At 50.0% G+C, this 12,497-nt stretch carries 8 protein-coding genes and 1 tRNA gene; 5 read left to right on the top strand and 4 right to left on the bottom strand.

Annotated features, from left to right (window positions below):
* Positions 1-206 precede the first annotated feature (206 nt).
* The 4 genes from BMY63_RS04785 to BMY63_RS04770 all read right to left on the bottom strand — a co-directional run bounded on the left by BMY63_RS04785 (position 207) and on the right by BMY63_RS04770 (position 4,374).
* Positions 207-2,798 (bottom strand): outer membrane beta-barrel family protein, encoded by a 2,592-nt coding sequence (locus BMY63_RS04785; RefSeq protein ID WP_256218939.1) that lies wholly within the window; start codon positions 2,796-2,798, stop codon positions 207-209.
* A gap of 3 nt (positions 2,799-2,801) precedes the next feature.
* Entirely contained in the window at positions 2,802-3,449 is a 648-nt protein-coding gene (locus tag BMY63_RS04780; protein ID WP_091915087.1) for a DUF4974 domain-containing protein, read from the bottom strand.
* 13 nt (positions 3,450-3,462) lie between these two features.
* On the bottom strand, positions 3,463-4,011 hold the full coding sequence (locus BMY63_RS04775; RefSeq protein ID WP_091915085.1) for an RNA polymerase sigma factor: 549 nt from the start codon (positions 4,009-4,011) through the stop codon (positions 3,463-3,465).
* Positions 4,012-4,300: 289 nt separating this feature from the next.
* Positions 4,301-4,374, bottom strand: a tRNA-Asn gene (locus BMY63_RS04770).
* Between the two features lie 170 nt (positions 4,375-4,544).
* On the opposite strand from BMY63_RS04770, the gene BMY63_RS04765 reads away from it, so the two are divergent.
* The 5 genes from BMY63_RS04765 to sufB all read left to right on the top strand — a co-directional run bounded on the left by BMY63_RS04765 (position 4,545) and on the right by sufB (position 12,478).
* A complete protein-coding gene (locus BMY63_RS04765; protein ID WP_091901647.1) occupies positions 4,545-6,308 on the top strand; it encodes a S41 family peptidase in 1,764 nt (587 codons plus the stop codon).
* Between the two features lie 109 nt (positions 6,309-6,417).
* Positions 6,418-6,885 carry a ribosome assembly cofactor RimP gene (gene rimP, locus BMY63_RS04760; RefSeq protein WP_091901649.1) on the top strand — a complete coding sequence of 156 codons (468 nt, stop codon included), beginning with the start codon at positions 6,418-6,420 and terminating at the stop codon, positions 6,883-6,885.
* Between the two features lie 46 nt (positions 6,886-6,931).
* Positions 6,932-8,191: a transcription termination factor NusA gene (gene nusA, locus BMY63_RS04755; protein WP_091901652.1), complete on the top strand. Its 1,260-nt coding sequence runs from the start codon at positions 6,932-6,934 to the stop codon at positions 8,189-8,191.
* A 37-nt stretch (positions 8,192-8,228) separates the two neighbouring features.
* Positions 8,229-11,030 carry a translation initiation factor IF-2 gene (gene infB, locus BMY63_RS04750; RefSeq protein ID WP_091915083.1) on the top strand — a complete coding sequence of 934 codons (2,802 nt, stop codon included), beginning with the start codon at positions 8,229-8,231 and terminating at the stop codon, positions 11,028-11,030.
* The gene (gene sufB / locus BMY63_RS04745) at positions 11,030-12,478 is read left to right on the top strand and encodes a Fe-S cluster assembly protein SufB (RefSeq protein WP_091915081.1); all 1,449 of its coding nucleotides are present in this window, start codon (positions 11,030-11,032) and stop codon (positions 12,476-12,478) included. The genes infB and sufB overlap by 1 nt, the downstream gene beginning before the upstream one ends.
* Positions 12,479-12,497: the final 19 nt, after the last annotated feature.

Below are 12,497 nucleotides of genomic sequence, written 5' to 3'. Positions count from 1 at the left end.
AAATATTTCCAACTAAACTTTTAGTACTTAACGTTTTTTATGAGTTCCTGCTGACTCGATGTGACCTGGAAATGAGGCTTCAAAGTTTCCTCCGAGGAAAAGCAGAGTTTCCCCGGAGGAAAGTGGGACTTTCCTCGGAGGAAACTCTAAGTTTGCATAAAAGGGTGGAAAAACATCTGCTATCGTGAGGAGATCACGAGAGAGATTTATAGTCGGTTCTTTTCTTCGTTACCAGCACCTGTGCCTTTGTACTTGCTTCGGGTGGTATTGAAATTATACGAGAGTGACACTCCGATGTTCTGCGTATAGAGATAGGCATCCTTGGTCATCGTAGTTACGGGATAGTAGCCCGTCCAGCGTTCACGGAGGTTGCGGAAGATGTCGTTGGCAAAGAGAGCGGCTGTCAGGTTGCCACCAAAGAAAGTCTTCTGCACGCGGGCATTGATGTTGAAATTGTGGGCATAGTGATTGAAGCCATTATCATAGTTGGTGGAATAATGCAGATAGAGCATGGCCTTGGTGGTCTTGTCGATAGAGAACCAGTTGCGGAAATTGATCTGCCATTCGGGGTCGTTGAGTTTTGAGGTAATACCGTATGCCTGAGTGTCGAAGTCCTGCTGCCAGTAGCTGAGAGTCAGCGTCGGCTGATAAAAGCCAAAATTGGGGGAGACCGTCAGTGAGGCGTGGTATGACTCGAATTTGTCGAAATTGCGGTCGGTCCAGATGGTTATCTCTGTCCCCTCCTGATATAGGCTGCCGAAACTCAGTCGCGCATCCTTGTTATGGCTATAGCCTGCTGTGAAGGATAGCCATGAGTAGGTGACATTCAGGTCGAGATTCTGCATGATGGATGGACGTAGCAGCGGGTTTCCGCCCTCGTACTCATAGCGGTTATCGTATTGCACATTAGAGTTGAGCGACTGATAACTTGGACGGCTAATACGTTTGTCGTAGCTCAGTTGGATGCCCCATTTGTTCTTTTGCCAACCTGCGATAAAATTGGGGAAGAGGTCGCGGTATTGGCGGCTTGGCTCGGTCAGGTATTTACCGAATGAGTAATAGTCGGAATTAACTGCCTCGTAACGCAGTCCGCCACCAATGCTCCAATCGCCCAGTTTCATTTGATATTCTGCAAATCCTGCAATATTGCTTTCTCGGATCTCGTCGTCAGAAGGGGATAAAACTCGTTCAATATTTTCATATATGCTGTGACTGTTGGAGCGTGTGACCTCACTGCCGAAGCTCAATTCTCCTTTCCATATCGGATAAGTCAGTACCAGTTTCCCTGCCAACATATTACCCCGATTCTCGTTGTGAGTCGTCACGATGCGGTCGCCTAGTTGCAGACTCTGTTCGAACGAAGTCTGGTTGTACATGTCTTTTTTCCATATCCACGAGCCGTTGAAATCGATGCCGAGTTTACCGACTTTACCCACATAGTAGATGTTGGTCTCGTGATGAGGGCGATTACTGGCACCAAACTTCATGAGTTGGTCCACCGTACCTTCCAAGGCGTTGTTTCGCGTGATGATCTGTTGCATCGGCACTGTTCCACCCTCATAGAGCGAACCGCCCAGACTGTAGGTAAAGCCAATGGAGTTGTCTGCATCAAAGTCATAACTGACTCCTATTTGTCCGTTCAGCATCGTGATCCAATTACTGGTAGGGGCGTATTGGTCGATACTGACATGATTGCCATTGGCGTAAGTGTCTGATTGCAGCGTGTTGTCCTCGGAGTGGTTGTGATTATTAAGTGATATGGTTCCAAACGCCTCCAGACCGCCAGTACGATATTTTACCGTTGCATCGTCGTAGGTAGTCCATTTCTCATTATATACCACTTGGCTGTAAGCCCCTACACTCATACCGTCGCCTTGTGGCCTGACAGTCTTGATACGAATAACTGCACTGACCTCTGCATTGTACTTGGCACCTGGCGAGGTGATGACGTCAATGCTCTTGATGTCGGTGGACTTCAGTTGCTTTAGGTCGCGAGTGTTCTGCACCTTCTTATTGTTAATATAGATTTCTGGTGTGCCTTTAGCAAATACTGTATAATTGCCGTCCCCACCCTGTACATTAGGGAGCATCGAGAGTACTTCGTCGGCCGTCCCTACATCTTTGAGGATGGAGTTTTGTATTTCGACAGTCATACCACCTGTTGTGGTTCTGTATTGCGGAATCTCGCCTTTCACAACGACTCCTTTCAACGTCATTGTCTCGGGCTGCATTCGTATAGTGCCGAGGTTGGTGCTGTTGCATCGCTTGTAAATGGTCTTGTAGCCAACATAGGAAATACGAGCGAGGACGGGCTGCGTGCCGTTGCCTTCCTGTGGCCTTTCGCAAGGGATGACGAAGAGACCACTCTCGTTCGATACGCCACCTGTGATGAGCGTGGAGTCCTGAGATGAGAGCAGGGCAATGTTAGCGTAGGCTACGGGCTGGCCTTGCTCGTCTATGATGTTCCCCTTGTATCTAGGGGCTGTCTTCTGCGGACACTCGACGATGATTTCCTGTTGGTTGGGATTTGTAATCCCTGGCTCAACACTCATGCGGATGGGGTAGAAGCCAATCATCTGACGGATGGCATCTGGAACGGTCTTGTGGTGTACCGAAGTGGTGATACGGAAGTCCTCCAGTTCGTTGTAGAGAAAACTGATGGTGTATTCCTCGGTCTGCTCGTCCAGTTGGCGCAGAGCCTCGCTGAGCGACACGTTATGGTATTCGCGCGTAATCTTCTGGGCCTGCACTCCGGTAAAGATGAGACAGCAGACAAGCATAAATGTGATTCTTTTCATGGCTTACTCTATTATTATCTTGTTATCCTTCAGTTCCACGGTGATGCTCTCGAAAAGGTTGAGCCGATGCAATACGGCTTCAAGTGTCTCTTCCTGTTTCCATACGAAATAGAAACGGAATTGGCGGGCATCGGTATTTTGGAATTCCACCTCTTTGTTGTAGTAGGCAGCAATCTGCGGCAACATCTTATCCAATGTAATATTGTCGAAAACAATAGGCTGTACATTGGATACAGTGTCCGTCTTGATGGTATCTGTCGGTAATGCTGGAGCAGGCATGGCAGATGGGGTTTGTTCTGCCTGCATAGTCTGTGGTTGGGGGGCGCTAGCCATTCGCACAATGTGGATGGCTGCAAAGGTGATGCCTGAGGCAAGGAGCACACCGATGAAGGAGGCTGCGATCTTCATCCAGCCATATCTCTGCTGTTTAGGCTGAAGCTTCTGATTGAATCTCTGCCAGGCGACATCTACATCGACAGGCTTTTGGTTCTGGCGATGGCGGCTGCTACGCTTGGCTTCTACCATGAGGCGGTAGGTCTCGCGGGTGTCGTCGTCACGGTTGACGATGTCTTGGATTTCCTGATCGGTGTATGCATCGGGATTGTCGAGCATTTCCAGTAGCTGACGAATGTTTTCGTTGATCGTTTCCATTGTTATTGTTAGTTTAATGTTTCTCGAAGTGATGTCTGATACGCTGAATGGTCTGTATGAGATACTTGTAGGTGGTATTGGGATTCAAGCCAAGTCGACGGGCGATCTCGCTTACGGTCATGTCTTCGTCGAAACGGAGGTGGAAGACGCTGCGATGAGGTTCCTCCAGTTGCTCGTCCACGTAAGCCGCAATCTCGTCGATTCGTTCCAACCGTTTGTCAATAGGTTGAAGGTCGGCTTCATCTTCTATGGGCATCAATCCCTTTACTCTGTCGTGTATCCGCATCTGTCGGATTCTGTTCAGACAGGCATTGCGCGCGGCGGTCAGCAGATAACGGTCATTCTGGGGTGGAATGTCGCTGTCTGCTATTCGCAAGAAGATGTCCTGCACCACGTCCTCAGCTTCTTCGTCATTACCCAACAAGACTCTGGCCAGATGAATCATCTCGCTGTAGTTCTGGCGGAAAAGCTGTTCGATGAACTGCTTACGCTCAGTCAGTTCCAAGCGACTTTGCTTGGCACTCGCTGAATCGCAATTTTCAAGTTTTCTCTGTTCAAGCATATCAGTCTATTCATTTTTGTACCCCGCTTATTGGGCACATCTATATGTAAGACACTTCAGATACATTGTTTTTTTACGGAAACGCCATTTTTCTCATTTAACTGTCAATTTTTTCTTGTTTCGTTACAATATTCAGCGCAAAGATACGGAAAATCCAGCAGTCTTACCCACGTTTTGTTGAAAAACCGATATAAGAATGATTAGAAATGGGTGCAAAATGGATGCAACCTTGAAATGTGAGAAAAAGAAAAGTCCCGTAAATCATCGATTTACAGGACTCTTTCTAAGGCGCTTCAGGATGGGCTTGAACCAACGACCCCCTGATTAACAGTCAGGTGCTCTAACCAACTGAGCTACTGAAGCAGGTTTTGCTGTTAAGCGGGTGCAAAAGTACGGCGAAAAATTGAAACTACCAAACTTTTCAGCGAAAAAATTCAAAGAACCCTTATTTTTTTGCAAAAATGGGCGAAAAAAGAGTAATTTGTGGAGAGAATCGTTTAATTTTGCAGTTGTAATTAAATACAAAGAAGAATATGAAAAGATATATCTTGCCTTTGCTGTTGCTGCTGACTGTCACGTCGACGGCTTCTGCACAGAATAACAAGGATCATAATTTCGAAGTGGCGAAGCATCTGGATATCTTCAATCAGGTGTACAAGAACCTGGAGCTGCTGTATGTGGACACGCTGAACCCGAAGGAGACGATCGGGACGGGTATCGCTGCGATGCTCGCCAGTCTGGATCCGTATACGGAGTTCTATGCCCAGGACGAGACGAAGAACTTGAAGATGATGCTGACGGGTAAGTATGCAGGTATCGGCGCACTGATCCGGAAGCACCAGAAGTTGGACCGTATTGTAATCGATGAGCCTTATGCTGGTATGCCGGCCGCCGAGGCTGGTCTGAAGAAGGGTGACGTGATCCTGAGTATCGATGACTCGATGATGACCGATAAGCCCGTGGGGTATGTCAGCGACCATCTGAGGGGGGAGCCGGGGACGAGCTTCCTGCTGAAGGTGATGCGCCCCTCGACGGGTAAGATGATGAACTTTAAGATTACCCGGCGAAACATCAAACTGCCGGAGCTGCCTTACTATGGTATTCAGGACAGTACGGTCGGCTATATCAATCTGAACCAGTTTACTGAGGGTTGCGCGAAAGAGGTGCGCCGTGCCTTTATCGACCTGAAGAAGCGAGGGGCCACCTCATTGGTGCTCGACCTGCGCGGTAATGGTGGCGGTTCGGAACAGGAGGCTGTCGACATCCTGAACCTCTGGCTACCGAAGGGTATCACCGTCGTGGATAACCGAGGAAAGATCAAACAGGCCAGTAAGGAGTATAAGACGAGGATGGAACCGCTCGACACGGTGATGCCGATGGTGGTGCTTGTCAATAGTGAGACGGCTTCGGCCAGTGAGATTACCAGTGGTGCCATTCAGGATCTTGACAGAGGAGTCATATTAGGTACGCGCACATACGGGAAAGGTCTGGTACAGGTCCCTATCGACCTGCCTTATAACACGAACATGAAGGTGACGACCTCAAAGTATTATATCCCGAGTGGGCGTTGTATCCAGGCGATTAACTATAAGAAGGGTAGTGGTGGTTATCGTGAGCATATCCCCGACTCACTGACGAAGGTGTTCTATACCAAAAATGGTCGTGAGGTGCGTGATGGTGGTGGTATCATGCCTGATGTGGAGCTGAGAGCCGACACGATTCCTAATATTGCCTTCTATCTTTCCGCTAGCGGACAGGACTCGACGGAGGTGATGTTCGACTATGTGGTTGACTATATCGCCAAGCATCCGACGATAGCCTCTCCGGCGGAGTTCCATCTGACTGATGCCGAATGGCAGGCATTCAAGGAGCGTGTTATCAAGAGCGGATTTACGTATGATCCTGTCAGCAGGAAGCAGTTCGAGCAGTTGGTGAAGACGGCGAAGTTTGAGGGCTATTACGATGATGCCAAAGCGGCCTTTGACGAGTTGGAGACGAAGCTCAGCCACGATGTGGCTTTCGCCTTGGATCGTTATGAGCAAACGCTTCGTCAGATCGTGGAGTCGGAGATTATCTCTGCTTACTATTATCAGGCTGGTGCTATTGAGGCAAGCCTTGGTTACGACAAACAGTTGAAGGAAGCCATCCGTGTGCTGAAGAGTCCTGAGGAATACAAGAAGATACTTGCTCCGCAGAAGAAAAAGGAAACCTCGTCGATTATCGGAATTGGGGAAAAGTTGGCGGGAAATATCACTTTTCAGCCGAAAATGAGAGAAATCTACAGTGTGATAGCATAAAAAACAGCTAAATATTTGGCAGTTAACGGGAAAATGCTTATCTTTGCACCCGTTCAGCGGAATGAGAGGCTCGGAGGAGTCTCTCATTTTCGATATTAATAAGTATTAGATGATTAATAAGGAAACTATTCAAGTATTGACGGAAGAGTGGTTGCAGGGCAACGACTACTTCTTGGTAGACATCAACTTCGGTGCTGATGAGAGAATCGTGATTGAGATTGACCATGCCGACGGTGTGTGGATTGAGGATTGTGCGGAGCTGAGCAGGTTCCTGCAGGAGCGTCTGGGTGACGAGCTTGGGGACTTTGAACTCGAGGTGGGCAGTGCCGGCCTGGGGCAGCCGTTCAAGGTAGAGCAGCAGTACGTGAACCATATCGGTGATACGGTGGAGGTGCTCGGACAGGATGGCAAGAAGATACAGGGCGTCCTGAAATCGGTTGACGGCAAGAATTTCACCGTTACCGTGCAGGAGAAACAGAAGCAGGAAGGGAAGAAACGTCCCGTCTTGGTTGATGTGGATAAGACTTTCTCGATGGACGAGGTGAAGTATGCGAAGTACCTTCTGACCTTTAAGTAAGGGTGAGAAGATTGAAGGAAGAAAAATAATAAAACGAAATAAAGTAATGGCAACTAAGAAAGATGTGAAAGGCCCCTCGATGATCGAGACCTTTCAGGAATTTAAAGAGACCAAGAACATTGACCGTACAACACTGGTGAGCGTGCTGGAGGAAAGCTTCCGCAATGTTATCGCTAAGTTGTTTGGCTCTGACGAGAACTTCGATGTGATCGTGAACCCTGATAAGGGCGACTTCGAGATTCACCGTAACCGTATCGTTGTGGCCGATGGTGATGTGCAGGACGAGAACAAGGAGATATCCCTGACTGATGCACAGAAAATCGAGCCCGACTATGAGGTTGGCGAGGAAGTGAGTGAGGAAGTAGAGTTCGCTAAGTTCGGCCGCCGTGCCATCCTGAACCTCCGTCAGACACTGGCCTCAAAGATTCTGGAGCTTGAGCATGACTCTCTCTATCAGAAGTACAAGGACAAGGTGAATACCGTGGTCAGCGGTGAGGTGTACCAGATCTGGAAGCGTGAGGTGCTCCTGATGGACGATGAGGGTAATGAGCTCCATCTGCCGAAGAGTGAGCAGATCCCTGCGGACAACTACCGTAAGGGTGAGACGATCCGTGCCATTGTGAAGGAGGTGCAGAACGAGAACAACAACCCCCGTATCATCCTCTCGCGTACCAGCCCTGTCTTCCTCGAGCGTCTGCTGGAGGCTGAGGTGCCTGAGATCAACGATGGCCTGATCACTATCAAGAAGGTGGCCCGTATGCCAGGTGACCGTGCGAAGGTGGCCGTGGAGAGCTACGATGAGCGTATCGATCCGGTAGGTGCCTGCGTCGGTGTGAAGGGTAGCCGTGTACACGGTATCGTCCGCGAGCTGTGTAATGAGAATATCGATGTGATCAACTACTCGTCGAACGTACAGCTGTTCATCCAGCGTGCGCTTAGTCCTGCCAAGGTGTCAAGCATCACCCTCGACCAGGAGAACCGTAAGGCTGAGGTCTATCTCCAGCCCGAGGAGGTGTCGCTGGCCATTGGTCGTGGCGGTATGAACATCAAACTGGCTTCCATGTTGACAGAATACACGATTGACGTGTTCCGTGTGGTTAACGAGAATGAGGCCGACGAGGATATCTATCTGGACGAGTTCTCTGATGAGGTAGACCAGTGGGTGATCGATGCCATCAAGGCTATCGGTCTTGACACAGCGAAGGCTGTGCTCAACGCTCCGCGTGAGATGCTGATCGAGAAGGCCGACTTGGAGGAGGAGACCGTCGACCATCTGCTGAGCGTGCTCCGTGCAGAGTTTGAGTAATTATCTATTATCAATTATCATTTTTCAATTCGAATAAATGGGAGTCAGATTAAATAAAGTATTAACAGAACTGAATATTGGACTTCAGACAGCCGTTGACTTTCTGAAGACCAAGAAGAGCCTGGGCGAGATCAAGGACGATGCAAACGTCAACACCAAGATCTCTGACGAGCAGTATGAGGCGCTTGTCAAGGAGTTCAAGGGTGATAAAGACGTGAAGGCCCAGGCAGGGATGATTTTCCCGAAGAAGAAAGAGAAACCCAAGAAGGAGTTCCATGCCGAGCCGGTAGTAGAGAAAAAGGAGGAGTCTCGGCAGACGTTCACACCGCTAGGGAAGATCGACCTGAGTACCGTCGGGAAACCGGCTGCCAAGAAAGAAGAGCCTCAGGCTCCTAAGAGTGAGCCTGTTGTCTCGAAGCCCGAGCCGGTAGAGGAGGTGAAAGTGGTGCCTGAGCCCGTCGCTGAGCCTGTCGTAACGACAGAGCCCGAGCCGGTGGTTGAGTCTGCCGCTCCTGAGGTGGTGGAGACCTCGGCTGCAACGGCTACCGCGGAGCCTTCTGAGTCGGCCGCCTCTTCTGTCTTCAAGTTGAGAACAGAGCAGAAGAAGGGACCCAATCTCAATGTGGTGGGAAAGATTGACCTCGATTCTCTGAACCAGAGCACCCGTCCGAAGAAGAAGTCTAAGGAGGAGCGTCGCAAGGAGCGTGAGGAGAAACAGGCTCAGATGCACGGTGCTAATGGTGAGAAGCGTAAGCGCGAACGTATCCATGGCGGTAAGGAACGTGTCGATATCGAATCGGCTGCAAACCAGAGCCAGGACAACGGTAACAAGAACAAGAAAGGTAAGGGCAAGGGTGGAAACCAGAACTTCCAGGATAATGGTCAGCAGGGCGGTAAGAACAAGAAAAAGAACCGTCCCGTGAAGCCGTTGGAGGTGGACGACGAGGCTGTTGCTCGTCAGGTGAAGGAGACACTGGCCCGTCTGACTTCAAAGAACCAGAATAAGAAGGGTGCCAAGTACCGTCGTGAGAAGCGTGATGCCGTAGCAGAGCGCATGCAGGAGGAGATGGAGTCACAGGCAGCAGAGAGCAAGGTGCTTAAACTGACCGAGTTCGTGACTGTATCAGAGCTTGCTACCATGATGAACGTTGGTGTTAATCAGGTTATCGGCACTTGTATGTCTATCGGCATCATGGTGTCTATCAACCAGCGTCTTGATGCAGAGACCATTAATATCGTGGCCGAGGAGTTCGGCTTCACTACAGAGTATGTCAGTGCCGAGGTGCAGGAAGCCATCACAGAGGAGGTTGACGACGAGAACGATCTGATCAGTCGTGCGCCAATCGTGACAGTGATGGGGCATGTGGACCATGGTAAGACCTCTCTGCTCGACTTTATCCGTAACACGAATGTGATTGCCGGTGAGGCCGGTGGTATCACACAGCATATCGGTGCCTATAATGTGAAACTGAAGGATGGTCGTCAGATCACCTTCCTCGACACACCGGGTCACGAAGCTTTCACGGCTATGCGTGCCCGTGGTGCCCAGGTGACGGATATCGCCATCATCATCATCGCTGCCGATGACTCGGTGATGCCTACTACGAAGGAGGCTATCGCTCATGCACAGGCAGCTAACGTGCCGATGGTGTTCGCCATCAACAAGATTGATAAGCCGGGCGCAAACCCCGATAAGATCCGTGAGGACTTGGCCAACATGAACCTGCTGGTCGAGGAATGGGGTGGAAAATACCAGTGTCAGGAGATCAGTGCCAAGAAGGGCATGGGTGTCGACGAATTGCTGGAGAAGGTGCTGCTCGAGGCCGAGATGCTCGACCTGAAGGCTAATCCTAATCGTAAGGCCACTGGTTCTATCATCGAATCGTCGCTCGACAAGGGACGTGGATATGTGTCGACTGTTCTGGTGTCAAATGGTACACTCAAGGTGGGCGATGTTGTTATCGCAGGTACTGCCTGGGGTAAGGTCAAGGCCATGTTCAATGAGCGTAACCAGCGTATCGAACAGGCAGGACCGGCTGAGCCCGCTATCATCCTGGGCTTGAATGGTGCACCTACTGCCGGTGATTCCTTCCATGTGATGGAGACGGAACAGGAGGCTCGTGAGATCGCCAATAAGCGTATCCAACTGCAGCGTGAGCAGAGTCTGCGTACCACGACGAAGCTTGGTCTTGATGAACTGTCACACCGTATCGCTCTGGGTGAGTTCCATGAGTTGAACATCATCGTGAAGGGTGATACCGACGGATCTATCGAGGCTCTCAGCGATTCGTTCATCAAGCTCTCAACAGAGAAGGTTCAGGTGAACGTGATCAACAAGGCTGTGGGCCAGATCTCAGAGAACGATGTCATGCTGGCATCGGCTTCTGAAGCTATCATCATCGGCTTCCAGGTACGTCCTTCTGCCGATGCCCGTCGTGCTGCTGAGCGCGAGGGTGTCGAGATCAACACTTACTCTATCATCTACGATGCTATCGACGACGTGAAGTCTACGATGCAGGGTATGCTTGATAAGGTGAAGAAGGAGATCGTCACTGGTGAGATTGAGGTGAAGCAGGTGTTCAAGATCTCGAAGGTGGGTACTGTTGCCGGTGGTCTGGTGACCGAGGGTAAAGTACATAACAAGGATAAGGCACGTGTGGTGCGCGATGGTATCGTTATCCATACTGCTCCGATCGATGCCCTGAAGCGTTATAAGGATGACGCCAAAGAGGTGGCAACAGGTCTGGAGTGCGGTATCTCACTGGTTAACTTCAACGATATCCAGGCTGGTGATATCCTTGAGACCTTCACCGAGATTGAGGTAGAACAGAAACTTTAATGGAAGAAAAGAAGAATGAGTTTGTCCGTCAGGTGGCTGAACAGAAATACGAGTTCGGATTCACCACGGATGTACATACGGAGATTATAGAGAAGGGGCTGGACGAGGATATCGTTCGGCTCATCTCTGCTAAGAAGGGGGAACCCGAGTGGATGCTCGAGTTCCGCCTGAAGGCATTCCGCTACTGGAGGGAGCAGACGGAGCCTACGTGGGGACATGTGCACGTGCCTGCGATTGATTATCAGGCCATCAGCTATTATGCTGATCCCATGGCAAAGAAACCTGCCGGCGACGGGAAGATCGATCCTGAGCTTGAGAAGACGTTCGATAAGTTGGGTATTCCTCTTGAGGAACGTTTGGCACTTTCAGGTAATACGGCTGTCGATGCCATCATGGACTCGGTGTCGGTGAAAACGACCTTCAAGGAGAAACTGCGAGAGAAGGGGGTCATCTTCTGTTCTATCGGTGAAGCCATCAAGGAGCATGGTGATCTTGTGCGACAGTACTTAGGAACGGTGGTGCCTTACAAGGATAACTTCTTTGCGGCTCTCAATTCGGCTGTGTTCAGCGATGGATCGTTTGTGTATATCCCCAAGGGCGTGCGCTGTCCGATGGAACTGAGCAGTTACTTCCGTATCAATGCAAGGAATACGGGACAGTTTGAGCGCACATTGATTATTGCAGACGACGATGCTTATGTGTCTTATCTGGAAGGATGTACAGCTCCGATGCGCGATGAGAACCAGTTGCATGCCGCTATTGTCGAGATTATCGTGAAGGATCGTGCCGAGGTGAAGTACTCGACTGTCCAGAACTGGTATCCTGGTGATGAGAATGGTAAGGGTGGTGTGCTTAATCTGGTGACGAAGCGAGGAGATCTGCGCGGTGTGGACTCGAAGCTCTCATGGACGCAGGTGGAGACAGGTTCTGCCATCACATGGAAATACCCTTCGTGTATCTTGCGAGGCGACAACTCTCAGGCAGAGTTCTATTCAGTAGCAGTGACGAACAACTACCAGGAGGCTGATACGGGTACGAAAATGATTCACATCGGCAAGAACACCAAGTCGACCATCATCTCAAAGGGAATCTCTGCTGGTCATTCGCAGAACTCATACCGAGGACTGGTCAGAGCGGCCTCTACTGCTGATAATGCTCGTAACTACTCGTCGTGCGACTCGCTGCTGTTGGGCTCTGATTGTGGTGCTCACACCTTTCCTTATATGGATGTACATAACGACACGGCCATCTTCGAGCACGAAGCAACAACCTCAAAGATCTCTGAGGATCAGTTGTTCTACTGCAATCAGCGTGGTATTCCTACTGAGCAGGCTGTGGGACTTATCGTCAACGGTTATGCAAAGGAAGTGCTTCAAAAGCTCCCCATGGAGTTCGCCGTCGAGGCCCAGAAACTGTTGTCTGTGTCATTAGAAGGTACGGTAGGGTAAGAGTAAAAATATAAAAGGT

The sequence above is a fragment of the Prevotella aff. ruminicola Tc2-24 genome (assembly GCF_900110895.1).
In the GTDB taxonomy this organism is placed as follows: Bacteria; Bacteroidota; Bacteroidia; order Bacteroidales; family Bacteroidaceae; genus Prevotella.
This window is presented reverse-complemented; position numbering and strand designations above follow the sequence as displayed.